Here is a 22,907-nt window from a genome sequence, read left to right on the forward strand (position 1 = left end):
GGCGTTGCGTCAGAACCGGTAGTTGATCGACACGTCGGCGACGCCGGTCGCGCGGCTGCGGGTAATCGGACTGTTGCCCGCGCTGCCGACGAGCTGCTCGAACGCGCCGTCGGCGGTCGCGAACCAGTGCTTGCTGAACAGCCAGATCGCGCTGACGCCGAAACCCACCGACTTGAAGCCCGCGCTCGCGTGGTACTGCGGATACTGCGAGTGCGCGGCCTGCTCCTGATTGACGCCGAACCAGCTGTTCATGTACTTGGAGTCCGCGAGCACGACGTTCGGGCCGGCGAACCAGAAGAACTGCCTGGTGCTGCCGGGCATCGGCATATAGGCGCCGAGATCGCCGATCCAGCCGTTCGATCCGCCGAAATAGCGGCGTATATCGGCGCGCAGGACGAGCGGAAAATCCTTCGACACGACGTACTCGCCCGAAAGCTTCAGACCGGGCGCCGGGTTGATGTTGCCGAGCCCGTTGAGTTCCTGCGGATCGTCCTGGCCGCGTCGCCCGAGGTCGTAGACCGCGGCGAGACTCATGCGCCAGTTCTCGCCCTGCGCGAAATTCACGCCGAAGCCTTCGCCGCTCGACAGAAAGAACAGATCCTTGTAGCGCACGTCGATGCTCGGGCCGGTCACCAGGTGATAGCGGTCCGATCCTTCGAAGCGCGGCTGGAACGATGTGGCCACGCCGAAGCGCAGTTGCCAGTCGGGAATGTTCGGCTGCCACATCTTCTGCAGCGGAATGCCCACCGAATATTGCCATTCGCCGAGCGGCGACGGCGTCTGCGCGAAGACCACACCCGGCACGCAGGCCATCGCGCCCAAGGTCGCGGCGACGAGCGAGCTCGCCGCGATGCCGGTTTGTTTATGGCGAGGCATGGCGCCCCGCTTCTTTCTACGGCTGTTGACCACCGGAAGCCTCCAATTTCGCTCGTCGCGATGAGGTTAGGTTTTCGCCCGGGGTCCAGCGCGGACCCAAAAACGCGGACGACCGCCGCGCTGTTACTTACGGCGTGTAATTTTTCCAATCGATGAAGCGGGCAGCGCGATGCGCACGAGGCGCGGCGAGCCCGCATGCCCCCCGCGCTCGTGTGGCCACTGCACACAGTCCTTGCACGCCGCGGTGACGTGGACAATGGCCAACGGAACATTGCTCCGCAAGATATGCGCCAACTCTGTGGAAGATTGATGACGAGCGCGACCCAAGGCGTAACCCGAAGACGGTCCGGCGCTGCGGCGGCGCCGCTGGCGCCGCCGTTCAGAGGGGGTTATTGGCCTGCTTCGACGAGCACCGGCTTGTCGCGATACAGGTTGGGGAACAGGCGTTTCAGGTTGGCGATTTTCGGCATGTCATTGAACACGATGTAGGCCGAATCGGGATGCAAGGTCAGATAGTTCTGGTGATACGACTCGGCCGGATAGAAGCCCTTGTAGGGCTCCGTCTTCGTGACGATCGGCGCGGGGAACACGTGCGACTTGTCGAGCTGCGCAATGTAGCCTTGCGCGACGTGCCGTTGCGCGTCGTTCAGCGGAAAGATCGCGGAGCGGTATTGCGTGCCGCTGTCGGGCCCCTGACGATTCAGCTCGGTCGGGTCCTGAACCACCGAGAAATACACCTGCAGCAACTGGCCGTAGGTGACCTTGCCAGGATCGAACGTGACCTGCACCGATTCGGCGTGCCCCGTCTCGCCGCCGCTGACGGTCTCGTACTGCGCGGTGTCGCGTGAGCCGCCCGAGTAGCCGGACACCGCCCGCGTGACACCGCGCACATGCTGGAACACCCCCTGGACGCCCCAGAAGCAGCCACCCGCGAACACCGCGGTTTCCTCGTGCGCGGTGCTGGCCGGGATCGGTTCGTCGAGCGCGGGCGGCGCGATCACGACGGCGCTCTCCGCCGCGAACGCGACGCGCTGCGCGAGCGGCAACGCGAGCGCGGCCGCGCCTAGCAGCAGCGACAGCACGGCCGCGCGTGAGCGTTTCGAGATGCCGCCGAACGATGTAAGGAATTGCGGTCTGTTGCGAGTCATGATGGTCGCTCCGGAAAAGTGCCGGCGCCCGCCCGCTTTGGCACGGTGCTGCCACGGCCGCATGCGGGTGCGCCGAAGCTTGGTCGCGCGGGCGCGGCGTTTATGACAGCATGCGCGCTTTCGCGGCCGGCGGCGCGGCCGCGCGGCTCACAGCGGAAATTTCGTGGTCGACAGGATTTCCTTCAGCACCATGAATGAGCGGATCTGCCGTACGCCCGGCAGATACAGCAACTGCTCGGCGTGCAGTCGATTGAAGCTGTCGCTGTCGCGCGTGCGGATCACCATGAAATAGTCGAACTCGCCGGTCACCACGTGGCACTCCATGCAGCCGGCCACTTTCTGCGCGGCCTTCTCGAACTCGGCGAACGACTCGGGCGTCGAGCGATCCAGTACCACGCCGATGATCACGAGCATGCCCGCGCCGGCCGCCTTTGGATCGAGCAGCGCGACCACGCCGCGAATCAGCCCCGATTCCTTCAAGCGTTCGACGCGCCGCAAACACGCCGGCGCGCTCAGCTTCACTTTCGCGGCGAGCGCCACGTTCGAAATCGACGCGTCGGTTTGCAACTGCCGCAGGATCGCGCGATCGATGCGATCGAGCGGGTGGCGAATCGCGCCGATGCCCGAAGGTGTCGCTCCAGCACGAACTTTCGTTGCGCTCATGACCATATGTTCGAAGTTTTGTTAGAAATCGGATGTTCTTTGATTTCGAAAAATACGTCTGAGCGACTTTTTTCGCAAGCTCATTTCTAGCGGTTTTTCCTAACATGAGCTCATGGAAATCACCCCACCACGGAGCCGCGATGAACCTGCAACAATTCCCCCGCTACCCGCTCACCTTCGGACCGACGCCAATTCAACCGCTCAAGCGTCTGAGCGAGCATCTCGGCGGCAAGGTCGAGCTGTATGCCAAGCGCGAGGACTGCAATAGCGGCCTCGCGTTCGGCGGCAACAAGACCCGCAAGCTCGAATATCTGATCCCCGACGCGCTCGCGCAGGGCTGCGACACGCTCGTGTCGATCGGCGGCATCCAGTCCAACCAGACGCGCCAGGTCGCGGCGGTTGCCGCGCATCTCGGCCTGAAGTGCGTGCTCGTGCAGGAGAACTGGGTCAACTACTCGGATGCGGTGTACGACCGCGTCGGCAACATCCAGATGTCGCGCATGATGGGCGCCGACGTGCGGCTCGTGCCGGACGGCTTCGACATCGGCTTTCGCAAGAGCTGGGAAGACGCGCTCGACAGCGTGCGCGCAGCCGGCGGCAAGCCGTACGCGATTCCGGCCGGCTGCTCGGACCATCCGCTCGGCGGCCTCGGCTTCGTCGGCTTTGCCGAAGAGGTGCGTCAGCAGGAAGCCGAACTAGGCTTCAAGTTCGACTACATCGTCGTGTGCTCGGTGACGGGTAGCACGCAGGCTGGCATGGTCGTCGGTTTCGCCGCCGACGGCTTTGCCGATCGGGTGATCGGCATCGACGCATCGGCGAAACCGGCGCAGACACGCGAGCAGATCACGCGCATCGCGAAGCGGACCGCCGAGAGCGTCGAGCTGGGCCGCGACATCACCGCGAAGGACATCGTGCTCGACGAGCGCTACGGCGGCCCGGAATACGGTCTGCCGAACGACGGCACGCTCGAGGCGATCCGTCTGTGCGCGCGGCTCGAAGGCATGCTGACCGATCCGGTGTACGAAGGTAAGTCGATGCACGGCATGATCGACAAGGTGCGTAACGGCGAATTTCCGGCCGGCTCGCGCGTACTTTATGCGCACCTGGGCGGCGTGCCGGCGTTGAGCGCGTACAGCTTTATCTTCCGCAACGGTTGATGCGGTCTAGGGGATTTAGCCGACGGGCGTCCGCGGTTCGGTCGCGAGCTTCTTCCTCAGATGCCTGCGCAGAAACTCGACGAATGCCCGGATCGTGACCGAGCTTTGCCGATGCTGCGGATACACGGCATAGACGCCCGTCGCCGACGGCAGGAACGCTTCGAGCACGGGCACGAGTTGTCCGCTTGCGAGCGCATCGGCGACGATGAAATCCGGCAGCCGAACGATTCCAAGTCCCGCAACGGCCGCATCGCGAATCAGATCGCCGTTATTGGCGCGTAACGGCCCGCGCACCTCGACGCTCTTCACCACGCCCTCGACGCTGAAGTCCCAGCTCACCACGCCGCCGTGGCCGTACAGCAGACATTCGTGGTTCGCGAGATCGCCAGGCACGGCCGGGCTGCCACGCCGGCGCAGATAACCGGGGCTGCAGCACGCGACCATCTTCACATCGATCAGCTTTTGCGCGATCAGCGACGAATCCGCCAGCGTGCCGATACGGATCGCCATGTCGAAGCCTTCCCCGACCACATCGACGGCGCGGTCGCTCAGTTCCATGTCGAAGCGCACGTCGCGATGCTCGCGCAGAAACGCCGCGACGAGCGGCGACAGATGCATCATGCCGAACGACATCGGCGCGCTCGCGCGTAGCAGCCCGCGCGGCCCGGCGCGGCGCAGCGACATCGCCTGCTCGGCGTCCTCGACCTCGCCGAGGATGCGCTTCGCGCGCTCGTAGAACTCCTGACCCAGATCGGTCACCGCCAGCTTGCGCGTGTTGCGGATCAGCAGTTGCACACCGAGCGCTTCCTCGAGCGCCATCACACGGCGGCTCACGAACTGTTTCGACAGCGACAGCCGGTTCGCCGCGGCGGTGAAATTGTGAGCGTCGACGGTCGCGACGAAGATGCGCATGTCATCGAGTTGCATCGTATTGTCCACTCCTTTGCGACAGTGTTTCCGGTTTTATCATGATTATAAACATCTGGATTGACCTACACTGTCGTTCATGGATCGCAGCCAAACATCTGGCCCGGATCAAACGACAAAACTGAAGGAGAAAACAGCATGCTCGAAATCAGACACGCCAACCAACGTGGCCGCGCGGAACACGGCTGGCTCAGTTCGCGTCATACGTTTTCGTTCGCGCACTATCACGATCCGAAGCAGAACGGCTTTTCCGACCTGCTCGTGATCAACGACGACCGTGTAGCGCCGGCGCAGGGCTTCGGCAAGCATCCGCACCGCGACATGGAGATCTTTTCGTACGTGCTCGAAGGCGCGCTCGAACACAAGGACACGATGGGCACGGGCTCGGTGATCGTGCCGGGCGACATCCAGTTGATGAGTGCGGGCACCGGTGTGGCGCACAGCGAATACAACCATTCGAAGAGCGAGCCGGTGCACTTCCTGCAGATCTGGATCGCGCCGGCCCAGCAAGGCACGAAGCCGCGCTACCAGCAACAGCACTTCGGCGCGGCCGACAAGCGCGGTGTGCTGCGGCTCGTGCTGTCGCCGGACGGTGCGAACGGTTCGCTGCAGTTGCAACAGGATGCGCGCGTGTATGCCGGTCTGTTCAACGGCGAGGAAACCGCGCGGCTCGAACTCGCGAAGGACCGCTATGCATATGTTCAGGTGGCGCGCGGCAGCGTCACGGTGAATGGCGTCGAGCTTGGCGAGGGTGACGGCGCGCGGGTGCGGGGTGAAGAAGCGCTGACGTTCACGCAGGGCCGCGATGCGGAAGTGCTCGTGTTCGACCTGCGTAATATCGAAACCTCGGCGTTGTGGGCATGAGCGCTCCGCTTGCGCCGCTATTGACTCAAACCTGAACGCGGCTCGCTGGACGACGATTTCCAGCGAGCTTCATCCCTCTACCCTATCGGGAAAAATCATGCGCTACACACTGTTTGAAAACCAGAAAGACGTCGTCGTTCTCGTCGCTCGAATCCTGCTGATGGTGCTGTTCGTGATGTTCGGCTGGTCGAAGCTGACCGGCTTTGCCGGCACCGTCGCTTATATGACGTCGACCGGCGCGCCCGTGCCGGCGTTGTCGGCTGTTATCGCGGTGATGATGGAGCTTGTGGTGGGCGTCGCGCTGTTAGTGGGATTTTTCACGCGACCGCTGGCGCTGCTGCTTGCGGTGTATACGCTCGGCACCGCAATCATCGGCCATCACTACTGGAACATGACGGGCGCGATGCAGTACGACAATATGATTCATTTCTACAAGAACATCGGCATCATCGGCGGGTTGCTGCTGTTGTGCGTGACCGGCGCCGGCAAGTATTCGTTCGACCGGCGGTGATACCGATTCCCGTGCTTTAATCGGCATAGGGGGCAGCCTGAGGCTGCGCCCCTGCCACACCACCCGGCATGCGGGTCCGCACCGGGCGGTTCGGGAAGTTGAGGTTAGGAGAGTCGGGGCACACCCAGCTGATCGAAGTAAGTGATGGTCAGCACGCTGTTGAGGAGCTTGCCGCTGTTGCACCACCAGCGGCGACTGTTCGCCGCCACCTGTTGTGCCACAGAGCATGACGCGCCCAGCGCGCGCAGTTCCCGGTAGATGGTTGAGCCACGGCGCCAATGCTTAAGCTGGATGGCGCGTAGTCGGTGGCGCAGCCACTCATCCAGCTCAGGCCAGACTCTGGGGGTTTGCGCCAACCGGAAGTATGCCCTCCAGCCCTGCACATAAGTCCGCAACCGTGCCACCACGTCCTTCATGCTGCGCCCGCCAGATCGGCGGGTCAGTTCACGAATGCGGTGCCTGAACGCCAGCAGCGGTTTGGCCGCCACCTTGCGCTTGACCACACCGCCTGGAGCCACCCATAAGCTGTAACCCAGGAACTTGCGACCGAACACACTCGCGACCGCACTTTTGGTCTCGTTGACCTTCAGGCGCAATCGCCCATACAGACGTCGCAGCAGCACCATTACCCGTTCGCCCGCGCGGCGGCTACGAACATACACGTTCGCATCGTCGGCGTAGCGCGCAAAGCAGTGGCCCCGCCGCTCCAGTTCCTTGTCCACCTCATCCAGCAACACGTTGGCCAGCAGCGGCGATAGCGGCCCGCCTTGCGGCGTGCCCTGGGCTCGCTGCTGAACCACTCCATCATCCATGATGCCGCTGTTCAGATACGCCCTGATCAGCCGGATTACACCAGCGTCTCCAATGCGTTTCTGTAGGCGGTCGATCAGGATGTCGTGGTTGACCCGGTCGAAGAACTTCTCCAGGTCAACGTCCACCACGATTCGCCGGCCTGACTGCACGTACGACTGCGCGGCAAGCACCGCATCGTGTGCACGCCGTCCGGGCCGGAAGCCGTAGCTATGCTCGCTGAAGGTGGGATCCAGAACCGGCTGCAGCACCTGCAGCAGAGCCTGCTGGATCAACCGGTCCGTTACCGTCGGGATACCAGGCTCGCGCTCGCCTCCGTCCGGCTTCGGAATCGTCACCCGCCGTACCGGGCTGGGCCGGTACGTCCCCTTCAGCAGTTGTTCACGAATCGCTGGCCACGCCGTCACCAGATGGCGCGCAGTCTGGTCAACGCCCAGACCATCCACCCCAGCGGCTCCTTTGTTGGCCCGCACCCGTTTGAACGCCCGCTTCAGGTTCTCTCTCGTCAACGCCGCTTCCAGCAACGCTGACCCTGTGCTCCCGGGTTCATGCCGCGGGCAGCCGGCTTCGTCGCTCACAGGTACATGCGCAGCTTCACCACGCGCTGCTCCCGCTCGCCCCGTTTGCACGGGCATCTGACGCATTGCCTGCCGCATCGGCATATCCCTGAACACTCCTTCCCGTTCGGTCCTTCGTCACCAGCTTCAGCCTTGCCGACCTGTCCTGTGACTACTACGACCTCGGCTGACTTCTCGCTCCGGTTCGACACCGTTGCCCTTTCAGGCATGAGGCGAGATCTCCCCAGGTAAGAACGCACTCCTTCACCGCACAACCGCCGGATTTACGGCACCAATCCTTGACCACAAGAGCTTCGCAGATTCGTGCCCGCTCGCCCTGATCGGTGCCGCCTCATATCCGGTTCTTGTCCATCGGCTCACGGCTTTGCTCCACGCTTCCTCCCCACGCTCGGTCACCCTTACGCAGTTGCGCTTCACTTCATTCGCTGTGGTCAGCTTATGGGAGGACTTGCACCTCCAGGAGTGCGCCCATGCTGGGCGCACACGAAAAAGGCCCGCACGAATGCGGGCCTTGTTGCATGCGCAAACTGAAACGGCGGCCCGCGGGCCGCCGTTTGCCTCTCTGATCTACCGGATCAAACCGCTGCTTCGGCTTCCGCTTCCGCTTCGCTGACCGCCGCGACTTCTTCGCTGTTGCGGATCAGGTGATCGAATGCGGACAGCGATGCCTTCGCGCCCTCGCCCACCGCGATCACGATCTGCTTGAACGGCACCGTGGTCACGTCGCCGGCGGCGAACACGCCTGGCACCGACGTCGCGCCGCGCGCATCGACGACGATCTCGCCATGCTTCGACAACTCGACCGTGCCCTTCAGCCATTCGGTGTTCGGCACGAGACCGATCTGCACGAACACGCCTTCGAGTTCGACCGTCTTCACTTCGCCCGAAGCGAGGTTCTTGTAGACCAGACCGTTGACCTTATTGCCGTCGCCGGTGATTTCCGTGGTCTGCGCCTGCGTGACGACCGTCACGTTCGGCAGGCTGCGCAGCTTGCGTTGCAGCACTTCGTCGGCACGCAGCGTCGCACCGAATTCGAGCAGCGTCACTTCGCGCACGAGACCCGCGAGGTCGATCGCCGCTTCGACGCCCGAGTTGCCGCCGCCGATCACCGCGACGCGCTTGCCCTTGAACAAGGGGCCATCGCAGTGCGGGCAGTACGCGACGCCATGATTGCGATACTCGCGCTCGCCCGGCACGTTGATTTCGCGCCAGCGCGCACCGGTCGCCAGGATGATCGTCTTCGCCTTCAGCACCGCGCCGTTGGCCAGACGAACTTCGTTGATGCGCCCCGGAATCAGCGCTTCGGCGCGCTGCACGTCCATGATGTCGACGTCATAGGCCTTCACGTGCTGTTCGAGCGCGGTCGCGAACTTCGGTCCTTCGGTTTCGGTCACGGAGACGAAGTTCTCGATCGCCAGCGTATCGAGCACCTGGCCACCGAAGCGCTCGGCCACGACACCGGTCGCAATGCCCTTGCGCGCCGAGTAGATCGCCGCCGCCGCGCCCGCCGGGCCGCCGCCGACGATCAGGGTGTCGAACACCGGCTTATTCTCCAGTTGCTTCGCGGCGCGCGCACCGGCGTTGGTGTCGAGCTTCGCGAGGATTTCCTTCACGCCGCTACGGCCCTGGCCGAAGGTTTCGCCGTTCAGGAACATCGTCGGTACCGCCATGATCTGGCGCGCGTCGACTTCGTTCTGGAACAGCGCGCCGTCGATCGCGACGTGACGGATGCGCGGATTGATCAACGCCATCACGTTCAGCGCCTGCACGACTTCCGGGCAGTTCTGGCACGACAGCGAGAAATACGTTTCGAATTGATAGTCGCCGTCGAGGCTGCGGATCTGTTCGATCACCGCATCGTCGAGTTTGACCGGGTGGCCGCCGACCTGCAGCAGTGCGAGGACGAGCGACGTGAATTCATGCCCCATCGGAATGCCGGCGAAACGGATGCCGGTTTCCTTGCCCGCTTCACCAATCGAGAACGACGGCTTGCGTTCGTCGTCGCCGCGACGCTCGATCAACGTGACGCGCTCCGACAAGGTCGCGATGTCGTTCAGCAGGGCCAGCAGCTCCTGGGACTTCGCGCTGTCGTCGATCGACGCGACGAGCTCGATAGGCCTGCTAACTTTTTCGAGGTACGACTTCAGTTGAGTCTTGAGGTTGGCGTCAAGCATGGCGTTGCGATTCCGTGACGAGGGGTGTGGGTGTCCCGGCGCCGCACGCATCCGGATAGGACGTGTTGGACCCGGGGACGCGCGAAGCGCCGTATCAGGCGATTCGCGCGGTGAAGCGCCGGGAAGATCCCGGCAGATGCAGACTGCGGGTGCAGCGTGAGCTGCGCGGACCTTAGATCTTGCCGATCAGGTCGAGCGACGGGGTCAGCGTTTCCGCGCCCGGCGTCCACTTGGCGGGGCACACTTCGCCCGGGTGCTTTGCGATGTACTGAGCAGCCTGAACCTTGCGCAGCAGTTCGCCAGCGTCACGGCCGATGCCGTTGTCGTGGATTTCGCACAGCTTGATCTCGCCTTCCGGGTTGATCACGAATGTGCCACGCAGCGCGAGGCCTTCTTCTTCGATCAGCACGTCGAAGTTGCGCGAGATAGCGAGCGTCGGGTCAGCCAGCATCGGGTACTTGATCTTGCGGATCGTATCCGACGTGTCGTGCCAGGCCTTGTGCGTGAAGTGAGTATCGGTCGACACGCTGTAGATTTCCACGCCCAGCTTCTTGAAATCTTCATAACGATCGGCCAGGTCACCGAGTTCGGTCGGGCACACGAACGTGAAGTCGGCCGGGTAGAACACGAAAACCGACCACTTGCCCTTCAGGCTTTCTTCAGTGACGGTCTGGAAATCGCCGTTGTGAAAAGCCTGTGCTTTGAACGGTTTGACTTGACTGTTGATGATCGGCATTTGCTGAATCCTCTCGTTGAGGGGGTTGGAAAGTGGAGTCAGTATGTCAGACTGTGCTTAATAGGTAAAGTGGATTGTGTTAATGGGTTCGATAGTCTGACCCTATTCATTTCGTCGGTCGAGACTATCGGACGATTTGCCGGGCGTTTCAGCCCTTTAGAAGCCGCCACAGCGTGGTTCGGCCGATGCCGAGCGCGCGGCTCGCGGCGGCGCGATTGCCGCCGGATTGTTCGAGGGCGCGCAGCGCGTCCTCACGGCTGGGGGTGGCGCGGGGCGCCGCACTCCCGGGCACAGAGCCCTGAGGCGCCTGTGTGATCTGCTCGACCTCAACTGCCCTCATCCGGAAGAACTCGGGAAACACGGCCTGCCAGTCTGGCAATGCGTCGGCAGTCAGGTTCCCGGACATCTCGTTGGTCGGGTCACCGATATAAATCGCCGCGCGGGCCAGGAGATTTTCCAGTTCACGGACGTTACCGGGCCACGCGTAATCCGCAAAAAGCGGGGCGAGAAACACAAGCACCCGCTCGGGCCCCGCCGCCGACAAGCCGTACTGCAGCGCGCTGCGCTCCAACAGGTGCCGCGCCAGCGGCGCGATATCGGCACGGCGTTCGCGCAGCGGCGGCAATTTTATCTGAAGCAGATTTAATCTGAAATACAGGTCCGCGCGAAACGCGCCCTCCTCGACGAGCGCGTGCAGATCGCGGTGCGTCGCAGCGATTACCCTTACGTCGACCGGCGTCGCGCGGCCCGCGCCGAGCTTCATCACCTCACGCTCTTGCAGCACGCGCAATAGCCGGCTTTGCAGCGCGGCCGGCATTTCGCCGATCTCATCAAGAAAAATAGTGCCGGTGTGCGCGATTTCAAACAACCCTGGCTTGCCGCCGCGCCGCGCGCCCGTGAACGCACCTTCCTCGTGCCCGAACAGTTCGCTTTCGATCAGCCCCTCGGGCAGCGCCGCGCAGTTGAACGCGACGAACGGATTGCCGCGCCGCCGGCTCGCGTTGTGGATGCCCTGTGCGACCAGTTCCTTGCCGGTGCCGCTTTCGCCGCTCAGGAGCACGGTCGCGTCGTGCGCGGCGCCGGCGCGCGCGAGCCGGCGCACGCGCTCGAGCGCCGCCGAAGCGCCGATCAGATCGTCGAGCCGGTGCCGCGCGACCAGATGCCTCGGCCGCTGGCTCGTGCGCAGCGAGCGGTCGATCCGCTGCGCAACGAGCGCGTCCTGCGCCGTCACGACGAAACCGGCGCGCGCGCCCTGCTCGACGATCGGTACACAACCGACGATCAGCGCGCGGCCGCCGATCTGTTCGATGCGTTCGTCGACCGGCTGGTCGGCGGCGCGCGTCTCGCGCAGCAGCGGTGCGAGCGCGCGCGCCACTCGTGCGGGGGTGTCCTCGTCGTCGTTTGGGACCGCCTGCGACGCGCCTAGACCGAGCAGTTCGAGCATTGCCGGGTTGACGGCTTCGAGCTGGGCGGCTTCGTCGAACGCGGCGACGCCGTCGCGCAGATGCGCGACGATCGTGTTCAGGCGCACCCGCTTCGATTCCTTCTGGCGGCTCACCCGCGCCAGTTCGACCGAGCGCTCGAACGCTTCCTCGACCGCGGCAAGCGAATACAGGAACACGCTTTCCATGCCGGCCTGCTGCGCCAGATCGCAGGCCATGCCAGCGCCGACCACCACGCGGCAGCCCTGCGCGGCGAGTTCATCGACTGCGAGCCGCACTTCGTCGATCGACCGATATGCGCGCTGCCGCAGATCGACGTTCAAGAGCGGGCTCAGGTCGGCCAGCTCCTGCGCGATTGCTTCGTGCAGCACGAGACCGATGCGTGCCTGCGGCCATGTGGAGGTCGCGCGCGTGATCGCGCTCAACACGTCGAAGCCATTCACCTTGACCATTACCACCGGCACGCTGAGGTTCTCGCGCAGGTACGCGCCGTTCGAGCCGGCGGACAGTACGACGTCGACCGAACCTGCGTCCACGTAAGCCTGCAACGCGGCGACGGCCGCGCCGTAGCCCTCCCGCACCGTGAAGAACTTCGCCCGGCCCGCGTAGCGCGGCGTCACCGTCTCGCAAAGCGACTGCAGTCGGCTAATACTGACGAGTGCGACACCGGGCCGCCCGGCATCGACGGCGGGGCTCAGATTCGCGACAAACGGGGTGAACGTGGACACGCGGCTCTCCTTGATTGAAACGTTCCTCGAAACGTTTCATGAAACGTTCCACCCATTGTGCCATGAACGTCCAGGCAGAAGTTCATATCGCGCAAACCCTTGTTCCAGCGGCACGACCGGCGAACTGCCGTTCAATGGCACGCTTCCTGCAGAATGTCGGCCGCGTTCCATTACCGATTTTCCCTTCTGGAGACCTGCATCATGACCACCACTTCCGCCACCCGCCGCGCCGCGTTCCGCGCCAAAGTCAATCAGCGTCAGGGCCTGCTCGTGCCCGGCGCGTTCAACGCCATGAGCGCGCGCGTGATCGAGGACGCCGGCTTCGAGGCGGTCTACATCACCGGCGCGGGCGTCACCAACATGTCGCTCGGTCTACCCGACCTCGGCTTCATCGGCCTTGCCGAAGTCGCCGAGCACACCGCGCGCATCCGCGACGCGGTCGCGCTGCCGCTGATCGTCGATGCCGACACCGGCTTCGGCAACGCGCTGAACGTGCGCCAGACCGTGCGCGTGCTGGAGCGCAGCGGCGCCGACGTGATCCAGTTCGAAGATCAGGTGATGCCGAAAAAATGCGGCCACTTCTCGGGCAAGGAAGTTGTCGCGGCGAGCGAGATGGTCGGCAAGATCCGCGCGGCTGTCGACGCGCGCGAAGACGCGAACCTGCAGATCATGGCGCGTACCGACGCGGCCGCGGTCCACGGCATCGAGGACGCGATCGAGCGCGGTCATCGCTTCATCGAGGCGGGCGCCGACATCCTGTTCATCGAGGCGACCGAATCGCTCACCGACATCGAGCGTCTGCCGGGGCTGTTCAATGTGCCGCAGCTGATCAACATCGTGATCGGCGGCAAGACGCCGGTGCAGTCACGCGACGCGCTCGCGAAGCTCGGCTACGGCATCGTGTTGTACGCGAATGCGGCGCTGCAGGGCGCGGTGCTCGGCATGCAGCGCGCGCTCGGCACGCTGCAAAGCCACGGCCGCCTCGACGAGGACGCGACGATCGTCGCGCCGTTCAGCGAGCGCCAGCGGCTCGTCAACAAGCCGCTGTATGACCGGCTGGACAAGGAGTACGCGGGGAAGGACTGACGCTCGGGCGGCGGCGCGGCGGTGCGACGCGCTGCATGCGGGCGCGATATGGAACCCTTTATTGCGTTAGGATTCAGGGCTGGCAATCAGGGATGACAAGCGGGACTGACAATCAGTCAAGCTGATGTTCCCGCCAGCCCGCCGCGACAGTTCGCGGCCCCGGCCTCCTCCCACCGGCCCGCTCTCCCGGCTGCCGGCAGAATCACAAAAGCGCAAACGAAAGGTAGTCGCAAGCACCATGAAGTCAAACTCTTCACGCGCCCCGCGCGGGCTCGTCAATTGTCTTTCAGCGCGCACGCGCGCAGCACGGGAGCTCGCCCGATGAGCTGCAGCGGCACCCGCACCGCGCACGTCGGCTGGCTGCCGTACATCGTCGCGGCTACCTTTTTCATGGAGTACCTCGACACCACGGTGATCGCCACCGCGCTGCCGCAGATGGCGCGTTCGTTCGGCGTCGGCCCGAACAGCCTGAGTCTCGGCATGACCGCCTACATGCTAGCGCTCGCGATCTTCATCCCGGCGAGCGGCTGGGTCGCCGACCGCTGCGGCGCGCGCACCGTGTTCGTCAGCGCGATCGGCGTATTCACGGTCGCGTCGGTGCTGTGCGGACTGTCGCAGAACGTGCCCGAGTTCACAGCCGCGCGGCTGCTGCAAGGCATCGGCGGCGCGATGATGGTGCCGGTCGGCCGTCTCATCGTGGTCCGCAGCACCGAGAAAGCTCGCATGATGCAGGCGATCTCGACGATCACATGGCCGGCCATCGCGGCGCCGGTGGTCGGCCCGCCGATCGGCGGCTTCATCACGACCTACGCGTCGTGGCGCTGGATCTTCCTGCTGAACGTGCCGTTCGGCCTCGCGGCGATTGCGGTCGCGCTCGCCATCGTGCCGAACCTGCGCGGCACTGAACGCAAGCCGCTCGACGTCGTCGGCCTGCTGCTCAGCGGCGTCGCGCTGACCGCGATTCTTTACGGCGCGGAACTCGCGAGCCAGCCGGCCACCAATCCGTGGCTCGCGGTCTCGATCGTGGCGGGCGGTCTGCTGGTCGGCGCGCTCGCGTTCCAGCATGCGAAGCGTCATCCGTATCCGCTCGTCGACGTGTCGACGCTGAAGGTGCCGACGTTTTCCGTGACGGTCATCACCGGCTCGTTCACGCGCATTGGCATTGGCGCGGTGCCCTATCTGATGCCGCTGCTGTTCCAGGTCGCTTTCGGGCTGTCGGCGTTCCGCTCGGGGCTGCTGCTGCTCGCGAGCGCGCTCGGCAATCTCGGCATGAAGGCGCTGACCACGCGCATCCTGCAGCGCTATGGCTTCCGGATGGTGTCGATCGTCGATGTGGCGGTGGCCGGCATTTTCATCATCGCGTGCGGACTGCTGACGCCGGACGTGCCGGTCGTGTTCGTGCTGATCGTCGTGTTCGTGTACGGCGTCGCGCGCTCGATGCAGTTCTCGACGCTCGCGACGCTCGCCTATGCCGACATCCCGCAGCTGCAGATGAGCGCGGCGAGTACGCTGTGGAGCGCGGCCGCGCAGATGACGATCGGTCTCGGCATCGCATTCGGCGCGGTGTCGCTGCGCGTCGCGGCGCTGTTCAACGGCGAGACGACCGGCCACGTGTTCACGCTCGACGATTTCCGCCTCGCGTTCCTGTTCGCGGGCGTGCTGACGCTGCTGTCCGTGCTTGGATATATGGGGCTCGCCCGCAATGCTGGGCAGAGTATCGGTGGGGGTTCGCGCGGCGGCGAAACTCCGACGAAGAGCTAGGGGACGCGCAAGCGCTGCGCGATCAAAAGGAGACGTGCCGTGCAAGCAGGCGAACTGACGATTTCCAGCCGCATCGACGATCTCGACCTCGACCTCGTCTACACATTCCTGTCGCAGGAAACGCCGTGGGCGCGAGGCATGCCACGCGCGACCTTCGAGCGCGCCGTCGCCGGGTCGCTGTGCTTCGGCGGGTTTGTCGACGGCAAGCAGATGGCGTTCGCGCGCCTCGTCACCGACGAGGCGACCTTCGCCTACCTATGCGACGTGTTCGTGCTGCCCGCGTATCGCTGCCAGGGCTATGCGTCGGCGTTGATGAAACATATCTTTGCGAGCCCTTCGCTCGTCAGTCTGCGTAGAGTCGTGCTGGTCACGACCGACGCGCATCACGTCTATGCGCCGCATGGGTTCACGTCGCTCGAGAACCCCGAGCGGTATATGGAGCTGCATCGACCGGGTGTTTACAAGACGGACGCATGAACACACATCCAAATGCCACTATCGCGGGTGTGCCACGATTGGCTTGCACGGCCGCCGCCCTTAGCCTTCTTCTCTGCCGGCAATCCATGCAATTGTCATGGCCCAACCGCCACATTTCGTTCATCGGTTGCTGGATTGCCATCATCGTCGATCAGGGAAAATAGCACTTTTGCATTTTCACCCGGGTTGGCACGTAGCGTGCCGAGATCGAAAGAGGCGCTGGAAAACGGGGCGATCATATCGGCTTGGGCTTGTTGCGACGAATTCGCCAGCTTGACCTCGACGGCACCCATCGTTGCGTAATAGGGTGTCGGGTTGTCAACCTTCAGCGCAAGTTTGTCCGATGCCTGGACAAGCGAGAACACAAGATGTCGGGGGAGCTCGCTCACGGAATATGGGAGCTTTTCTGGTCGCACGAACACCTTGACCTGGGTGCGCATCGTAACAGTCACCGTCTGAGCGTCGGGTAGCCGGTCTTTGGGTGTTGCCGGAATCTCGTACAGATTGAGCCAGAACAGGGACTCGCGATCTGCGGGCAGCGGTGCCCCCGAATTGATGAGGCGCAGACTCGTTTGATCGCCTGGACCCATGCGAAAAACAGGCGGCAGCACGATGATCGGGGCCTTCGACTCCTGCGGCACCGAATTGATGTCGCCGTCATCCACCCATGCCTGAACGAGTACCGGGTACTTGTTGACATTGAACACCTGAAGGGACTGTTCGGTGGCACCCGCCGCGAACACCACCCGCGACACTTCGGGTGTCACACCCGCAGCAGCCTGAGCGCTCCATATAGCCAGGGGCAGTGCGCCCCACGCAAGCGCGAAGCGCACCAACCGGGGGGACCCGCGCACGGCCAGACGTGTCCAGCCTGCACGAGGAATGCGTACCTGTCCACGCGCAGTCGGGGCACCGCGCCGGTCCGCAAACGTTGTGCGAATCGACGGTCTTTCGGCATCCTGCGCGCGGGACGCTGACACGTGGATCTTCATAGGGGCTCACAAAGATTGATGCTGATCTAACGACTTTACTATTCGGCTGCGGCCGCAAACTTCATTAGAGCGCTGCTACCGGCGCCCTAATAATGACCATTTGTGACGGTAGAACCGATTACTGCACCCGCACGATAACCTGAGCCGTCGCGTTAAACTTCCCTGTCGTCACGGGCGTCGCTCGTGGCGCAAAGGCCTTGAAGGTTGCATTGATCGTGCGCGTATAGGAGGTCATGCCGCCAGATGCCGGGCCATTTGCAGATGCATCATTCAAAACAGGATCCCAGCCATCTTTGGTACCGCCGGCGGTGACGTACTCGTTGGTGAGGAAATTCAAGGCAGCACCTCCCGGCCTCGACAATGCCACACCCACGCCGGTTGCAGCACCGGGATCGGTTCCGTAGCCATCGGAGAGCAGATAGCTCACGCCACTTCCCGTGGTCGTCAGGCCCATGCTGGTAGCGCTCTGTGCATTGGCCGGTGGAGCAAGAATGCCCAGCGCGGTCTGGTTGGCCGCCGTTCCGCTCGCGAAAGCCGCCAGGTTCGCAGGTTTCGTGGTCTGGCACTGCATCTGGATTGTGATGGGCAACTGCCTAGAACCACCCTGATTCAGTTCGCCAATCGCAATCGACGGGAAATTCACCACCGGTGTTGCATTGGTCACTGCACAGGTGGCGGATCGTCTGACCGTTACATTGCCATAGGGGTTGATCGAACCGGGCCAATTGCCATACCAGCCGTCGTAGTGATTGAGGGAGTCGGCGCCAACCGACAGGTTACCCTTGATGATAGTGCCACTGGCGCCGCCAACAAATGCAGAATAGGCGACGGGCTGGGACCACGCCCAAGCCCCAGTGCGAGTATTGTCATAAACCGGGCAGGTGCTGCACTGGAAAAACTCCATTTTGTACTGACTGAAGTTCTTTGCCTTGACGAGAAACCAGCCCTGACTGTCGACATCGAGGTTAGTAAGGGGCGTAGCCTTCCAGTACCGCGACACGTATTCACCTGTTGTCATGTTCGTTACTCGGGACACGACCCCCGTGTAATAGGTTTCATACGTTTCCGGGATACCTGACTGGGCACTGACATTGGTATAGCCAGCATATGTGTTATCGCCGTTCGTCGCATAGTATTCAAACATGGTGCCGGCCGAATCAGGGGAGCAGCGGAACAGAACCTGCTCCGGACTGTAGCCCCCAACGCCTTTATCACCGAGGTTGACCATGGGCGCCACGCCGCTTGCGAGCAGCGTGCCGTCTGGCACAAAGGGAGGGGTGTTGATCTGAATGGTCATTGGATAGGCGCCTTTCCCCCCCCCATCGGTTGACCCCGTCCAGCTACTGGCAACGGTACCCGGGTCCGTGTAGCGCTGATTATTTGTGGTGGCATTAAGACCCGTAATCTTGAAGCACCCCTTCGCGGTTGACTGGGCCCAGGCGTGGGTGGGCACGGCGATGCTGGACACGACGACCAGCGTCGCCAGCAGGCCGTTTCGACTCACCCGGGGCGAACGCCAGGCGAAGTTTAAAAAGCGATTCATGAATAAGAACTCCTGATAGTCGTCGATTCCGCCGTGGGCCCGAACCGACGGGTGCGCCAGCCTTGCCGGCGCACAACATTACCTGGCTGCGGCCTGAATTTCAGCCGATTCAAGGGGGGTGCACCTTGCGCTCATCCGAACGATGGGTGCGGAATCCTGCCCGGTGGTGTCGTACGCAATAGCGCATTGATCTTCGCGACGCTCTCCCCACTTCACGGTCAGCGTGCCGCGATCCTCCGGCACCCGAGCGTAGACCTGTCCACCCTGACCCACCATACCGATGGCAGCGCCGGTGCTGTCCAGTACATCCGCGCCCAGAGGCAGCGGCTCGCCTTCCGGTCGGTTCGCTCCGATCAACAATGCGTGACCGGTCAGTGTGGAGAATTTGAGCAGCACGGCAGATCCGGCATACGGTGCAACCCGGATCTGGTTACCTGTCAATTCAGCGTTCTGGTTGATCCCCTTGGTGTCAAGCGCCACATCGTTGTAGCGGTACGGTGTCAGCGACGGAACGATCGCGTACCCGAAACTGTCCACGCGCGCACCCGACCCGTTGCGCACAGTGGCACCCTCTGCACCCTTGGCTTCAACAAGGCCGAACGTATCGCTCAGGTACGGGCCGAACGTGACTCCACCACGATGCGCGACTGCTGCGCCGCGTGCGTTGGCACCAGCCTGCCAGAAGCCATTACCCTGCGAATAGTTCGCGCCCATCGTGACCATCGACAGGTTCTTCTGCACGTTGCCGCTGACGCTCTTCGCGCCGTTTTGCGTCTCGGCCGATGCCGTCAGGCCATAGCTGAGTGTCTGCGCGGTATCGGCGATACCGCTTACCGACGTCTGGAACGAGGTGCCCTGGCCGGTGCCGGTTGCAACGCTGCCGGAGAGACTTGCGGAGCGCGGGCCGGAGCCGAGCGGGATCGAAACCGTCGCCATGAACGTATTGGACGACTGGCCGCTCGATCCCGACTGGGCACTGCCGGACACCAGGTTCGGCAAGCCAGTACCGTAGAGCATGCCGGTCTGCTGGCGAATGAACGACAGGTTATAGTTGATCGACCTGTAGTGATTGTTATAGCTGAGCTGGAGCTGCGTATCGCGCGGCCTCGAGCCATAGTAGCTACTTATCGCAGCTGACAGAGAAAGGGAGCCGTACTGGTTGAGGCTCTGGTTGACGTTAACCGTAAACTGATCGCGCTGCTGATACGTGCCTGAAGACCAGGTCTCGCCATTCTGATAGGCCACCCGTGCGCTCAGCGCGTCCAGAAAGTCCCGATAACCTTTGGTCGAATAGCGGTAGCCGGCCAGCGAGAACGTAGTCATGGTCTGCTGGAGGGTATGGCTGTAGTTGATGGAACTCCGCCACCCGTTCACGCGGTTACCCTGCGCATCGAGTGCATTGGACCACGCAGCGTTCAGGCCGAACGCACCAAATGACGTTCCAAATACCACACCAGCCAGCACGGACTGGTAATCCGTGGAAAGACGTGCGCCACCGTTGGCGGTGATCATATTGGTCAGACCGCGCTCATACGTAATGTCGGCGAACTTTGCGTTCGAGCCTTCCACCTGGCGCACCTGACCCAGCGTGAAGCTGTAGTGTGACGCGCCAGGTCGCAGCGAGTTCGGCACTGCGGAAAACGGCACCGTGAACGTGGAGACCTGCCCGTTCGCTTCGAACACCCGCACGGTCAGGTCACCCTGATAGCTCGTAGGGTTCAGGTCGTTGATCGAAAACGGACCCGGCGCGACTGTGGTCTGGTAAATGACGTTGCCGTTCTGACTTACCTCGACCCGTGCGTTGGTGTTGGCGACACCGTTCACGACCGGCGCGTAACCGCGCATCGAGTCCGGCAGCATGCGGTCATCGGTCTCGATATGAAACCCGGTGTAACCCACAGAACTGAGCAGGTTGCCACCCGTGAAGTTTTGCCCGACGGTGAGGTGGCTGTTCCAGGCCGGCAACGGTCGCTCGGCGTATGTGCGAATATTGTTCCACTGTCCGGCGCTACCCGCAGGGCTGTTGTTAAACGTGTAGGCGGACTGCTGGTGAAAACGCCATAGCCCGATGTTCAAACCGGCGTTGATACCCGCATAGAGCGAGTTTGTCTTGTAGCCAAAGGCCGACGACGTGTAGTAGTTCGTGTCGTAGTTGAGATAGGCCATGGTCTGGCCTGCCTCGAGGCTGGCCAGGTCGACTGAACCGCGCGGCACATGCTTCATCTGCGCGTGCGGAACGCTGATGTTAAGACGCAGGCGCGACTGGTCGAAGGCCGTGGATGCGCCCGGCACGCGCTGCGCAAGCGGACCGCACAGCGCAGGCAAGGCTTCTGCGGGTGGCGTGTGCACCGCTGGCATAGCCTCATCCGGGACACTGTCCGTTGACGCGGAAGACGCACCGGACACTTCGCTGGAGGTGGCGCTCTCTACCAGCATCCCGGTCGAGGTCAGAAAATCGTCGCTCAGACACGGATAAACCTCGCCGCCATCTGTGCTGCGGAACTCAACCGGCTGACGGGAAATAAAGACGTCATTCACGTAGATGTCGACCCGATAATTTCCGGGGTCTACGCTGCTGACTTTATTAAAGCGTTCGATATCTGCGACACCGAGTGATGAACCCATCAGCAGCTCGCTGTCGAACGTATAGGTGGGTGCTGCACTAGCGGAAGCCTCGACGGCTGTCGGAATGGGCGCGGCCAGAGCCTGGCATGCGGGAATCGCAAAACCGAGGGTCGCTACGATTATCGAAACCTGGGAAGGTCTGTTTGACCTTACGCCGGTGGAAGCAACCCGACTGTTGACGGAATGCACTGTTTTTCGAGGCTGACGCAACATCTCACTTGATCCCTTGTTCTACGACTACCGGATGTTCCGATTCGTGAACCGCACCGTAGTCGTCGACGTATTTGATTTTCAGACTGGGAGTTGCCCCTTCAAGCGGACATTCACCCTTAATGCTCCATCCCGCCTCGGAATGAGGCGCGAGCATGTCAGCCGCGAAGGTTGCGGTATGCGTGCCGCAGGTCACACTGCCGTCAAGAAGCGAAATGTAGTAGCTGGACGGGTTGTTAGCGGTGACGCGCTCACTCTTGCCTTGTTTGCCAATACGGAATGTGAGTTGCTGCTGCGCTTTTTGCGCGCTGCCTTCAATCCCCGCCGGACGATAGAAAAGCTTGAGCCGGTTGCGCAACATCACCAGCATCTGGTTCTGGTCGGCATAGGCCGCGTTTTTCGATGGGATCTGCAGGGTATTGAAGTAAAAGACCGACTCGCGGTCTTGCGGCAGATCCTTGCCGGTAAACACCAGGCGTACTGTCTGCCCCGCCTTGGGCTCGATGCGGAATATGGGTGGGGTAACCAGAAACGGCGCGTCGGCCGTGTCGGGGGTAGACTGGGCATTCCCCGAGTCAACCCACACCTGCATCACGCTTGGTCCATCGTCCTGATTGGAAAACTGCAGACTCTGCTCTCTGGCGTTTCCATCGAAGATGACACGGGTACTGGGCATGATGACACTGGCGCAGGCGCTGCCAATCTGGGCAGCACACGTGGCGGCCAGCATTACCTTGTAAGCATTTTCACGAACCCAGCCCATGATTTCTCCGTTTCCCCAAGCTGTTGATTAGATGTACTGATATAAAATCCTTCGGGCTTGCTCAGATAGGCAAGCCCGAAGGCAAGGGGGTGATTACTGGTAGCTAACTGCGTACTGCACGCTGCCCAGCACCGAACCCGGCGTTGCGCCGCCTTGTTCGGAGATGTACTGAACAGCGAAGTCGTGCGACGCGGCCGATGCGCCAACTTCCAGATTCAGACCCGGTGCTGCATAACCGTTGACGCCGCTCAGGTTGAACGGCGCAGCGGGTGCTGCCGGATCGAGCAGTTGCAGGGCAACGTTAGTCGCGCTGCCGGTGTTGCCCAGATTGCCGCTCGTGGTGACCTGGTTGCCCATGAACACCGTATCGATCGCCTGAGCAACCGTCGTCGGAGCCATACATCCCGTCACGCCAATCGTGAAGCTGGTCTGCTTGGCGGTGGAGCCCGCGCCAGCCAACTCTGACGATGCGACAGTAGGCAGCAGCACGGTCGGGCTAGCAGCATTGCCGTTGATCGAAACTGCGCACGTCTGATCCGTCACTTCGCCCTGGAAGTTAATGGTGTTGCCGCTGGCAGCAAACGCGAAGGCAGGAACAGCCGCAATGGCGAGGGCAAGAAGATGTTTTTTCAAGGTATAACTCGTTTTGGAAAGTTGATAAATGTCGCTGCATCTCAAGCAGCAAACGAATTCTGATTCTTTCAACTTAATTTCACTCTAGGACGTGTCCGAAAATTTCGTTGGTAGGCTTGGACATCGGGACAATTCGAAGGAAAAGCGGAGGGCAATCGCACAAATTGTTAAATCGTTATGAACTGTGCCAGCCGAGAATCTGA

19 protein-coding genes are annotated in these 22,907 nt (G+C 62.5%); 6 read left to right on the forward strand and 13 right to left on the reverse strand.

All coding sequences use genetic code 11. The features are described from left to right. Nucleotides 1–9: 9 nt before the first annotated feature. The 3 genes from OKW28_RS02635 to OKW28_RS02645 form a co-directional block, all read right to left on the reverse strand. Nucleotides 10–909 carry a MipA/OmpV family protein gene (locus tag OKW28_RS02635; RefSeq protein WP_429443657.1) on the reverse strand — a complete coding sequence of 300 codons (900 nt, stop codon included), beginning with the start codon at nt 907–909 and terminating at the stop codon, nt 10–12. A 356-nt stretch (nt 910–1,265) separates the two neighbouring features. Then, entirely contained in the window at nt 1,266–2,024 is a 759-nt protein-coding gene (gene msrA / locus OKW28_RS02640) for a peptide-methionine (S)-S-oxide reductase MsrA (protein ID WP_429443658.1), read from the reverse strand. A gap of 147 nt (nt 2,025–2,171) precedes the next feature. Next, nucleotides 2,172–2,687, reverse strand: a complete 516-nt coding sequence (locus OKW28_RS02645; protein WP_429443659.1) for an Lrp/AsnC family transcriptional regulator — start codon at nt 2,685–2,687, stop codon at nt 2,172–2,174. 140 nt (nt 2,688–2,827) lie between these two features. Here OKW28_RS02645 and OKW28_RS02650 point away from each other — a divergent pair, with 140 nt between their 5' ends. After that, entirely contained in the window at nt 2,828–3,844 is a 1,017-nt protein-coding gene (locus OKW28_RS02650) for a 1-aminocyclopropane-1-carboxylate deaminase (RefSeq protein WP_429443660.1), read from the forward strand. A gap of 15 nt (nt 3,845–3,859) precedes the next feature. Here the strand turns inward: OKW28_RS02650 and OKW28_RS02655 are convergent, their stop codons facing one another. Next, nucleotides 3,860–4,771, reverse strand: a complete 912-nt coding sequence (locus tag OKW28_RS02655; protein ID WP_429443661.1) for a LysR family transcriptional regulator — start codon at nt 4,769–4,771, stop codon at nt 3,860–3,862. A gap of 138 nt (nt 4,772–4,909) precedes the next feature. Between OKW28_RS02655 and OKW28_RS02660 the strand changes: the two genes are divergently transcribed. Both OKW28_RS02660 and OKW28_RS02665 read left to right on the forward strand, forming a co-directional pair. After that, a complete protein-coding gene (locus OKW28_RS02660) occupies nt 4,910–5,635 on the forward strand; it encodes a pirin family protein (RefSeq protein WP_184035495.1) in 726 nt (241 codons plus the stop codon). A gap of 97 nt (nt 5,636–5,732) precedes the next feature. Next, the gene (locus OKW28_RS02665) at nt 5,733–6,146 is read left to right on the forward strand and encodes a DoxX family protein (protein WP_429443662.1); all 414 of its coding nucleotides are present in this window, start codon (nt 5,733–5,735) and stop codon (nt 6,144–6,146) included. A 104-nt stretch (nt 6,147–6,250) separates the two neighbouring features. On the opposite strand, the gene ltrA is transcribed toward OKW28_RS02665, so the two are convergent. The 4 genes from ltrA to prpR form a co-directional block, all read right to left on the reverse strand. Beyond that, nucleotides 6,251–7,618 (reverse strand): group II intron reverse transcriptase/maturase, encoded by a 1,368-nt coding sequence (gene ltrA, locus OKW28_RS02670; RefSeq protein ID WP_429443663.1) that lies wholly within the window; start codon nt 7,616–7,618, stop codon nt 6,251–6,253. A 491-nt stretch (nt 7,619–8,109) separates the two neighbouring features. After that, nucleotides 8,110–9,708 carry an alkyl hydroperoxide reductase subunit F gene (gene ahpF / locus OKW28_RS02675; RefSeq protein ID WP_429443664.1) on the reverse strand — a complete coding sequence of 533 codons (1,599 nt, stop codon included), beginning with the start codon at nt 9,706–9,708 and terminating at the stop codon, nt 8,110–8,112. A gap of 172 nt (nt 9,709–9,880) precedes the next feature. Beyond that, nucleotides 9,881–10,444, reverse strand: coding sequence for an alkyl hydroperoxide reductase subunit C (ahpC, locus tag OKW28_RS02680; RefSeq protein ID WP_429443665.1), 564 nt, complete (start codon nt 10,442–10,444; stop codon nt 9,881–9,883). A 148-nt stretch (nt 10,445–10,592) separates the two neighbouring features. Beyond that, complete coding sequence (prpR, locus tag OKW28_RS02685) at nt 10,593–12,614, reverse strand: propionate catabolism operon regulatory protein PrpR (protein WP_429443666.1); 2,022 nt, start codon at nt 12,612–12,614, stop codon at nt 10,593–10,595. A gap of 201 nt (nt 12,615–12,815) precedes the next feature. Here prpR and OKW28_RS02690 point away from each other — a divergent pair, with 201 nt between their 5' ends. The 3 genes from OKW28_RS02690 to OKW28_RS02700 all read left to right on the forward strand — a co-directional run bounded on the left by OKW28_RS02690 (nt 12,816) and on the right by OKW28_RS02700 (nt 15,938). Continuing rightward, entirely contained in the window at nt 12,816–13,700 is an 885-nt protein-coding gene (locus tag OKW28_RS02690) for an isocitrate lyase/PEP mutase family protein (RefSeq protein ID WP_429443667.1), read from the forward strand. Between the two features lie 321 nt (nt 13,701–14,021). Continuing rightward, nucleotides 14,022–15,461, forward strand: a complete 1,440-nt coding sequence (locus OKW28_RS02695) for an MFS transporter (protein WP_429443668.1) — start codon at nt 14,022–14,024, stop codon at nt 15,459–15,461. Nucleotides 15,462–15,500: 39 nt separating this feature from the next. Beyond that, nucleotides 15,501–15,938: a GNAT family N-acetyltransferase gene (locus OKW28_RS02700; RefSeq protein WP_429443669.1), complete on the forward strand. Its 438-nt coding sequence runs from the start codon at nt 15,501–15,503 to the stop codon at nt 15,936–15,938. 95 nt (nt 15,939–16,033) lie between these two features. Here OKW28_RS02700 and OKW28_RS02705 read toward each other — a convergent pair whose 3' ends face one another. From OKW28_RS02705 to OKW28_RS02725, 5 genes are all read right to left on the reverse strand, one after another. Then, nucleotides 16,034–16,930: a fimbrial biogenesis chaperone gene (locus tag OKW28_RS02705; RefSeq protein WP_429443670.1), complete on the reverse strand. Its 897-nt coding sequence runs from the start codon at nt 16,928–16,930 to the stop codon at nt 16,034–16,036. Nucleotides 16,931–17,048: 118 nt separating this feature from the next. Next, nucleotides 17,049–18,473 carry a fimbrial protein gene (locus OKW28_RS02710; protein ID WP_429443671.1) on the reverse strand — a complete coding sequence of 475 codons (1,425 nt, stop codon included), beginning with the start codon at nt 18,471–18,473 and terminating at the stop codon, nt 17,049–17,051. Between the two features lie 78 nt (nt 18,474–18,551). Beyond that, a complete protein-coding gene (locus OKW28_RS02715) occupies nt 18,552–21,311 on the reverse strand; it encodes a fimbria/pilus outer membrane usher protein (protein ID WP_429443672.1) in 2,760 nt (919 codons plus the stop codon). A gap of 1 nt (nt 21,312) precedes the next feature. Further along, on the reverse strand, nt 21,313–22,071 hold the full coding sequence (locus OKW28_RS02720) for a fimbrial biogenesis chaperone (protein WP_429443673.1): 759 nt from the start codon (nt 22,069–22,071) through the stop codon (nt 21,313–21,315). 93 nt (nt 22,072–22,164) lie between these two features. Continuing rightward, nucleotides 22,165–22,704: a fimbrial protein gene (locus OKW28_RS02725; RefSeq protein ID WP_429446824.1), complete on the reverse strand. Its 540-nt coding sequence runs from the start codon at nt 22,702–22,704 to the stop codon at nt 22,165–22,167. Between the last annotated feature and the right edge of the window lie 203 nt (nt 22,705–22,907).

Source organism: Paraburkholderia sp. 40 (genome assembly GCF_050434105.1).
GTDB classification, from domain to species: Bacteria; Pseudomonadota; Gammaproteobacteria; order Burkholderiales; family Burkholderiaceae; genus Paraburkholderia; species Paraburkholderia tuberum.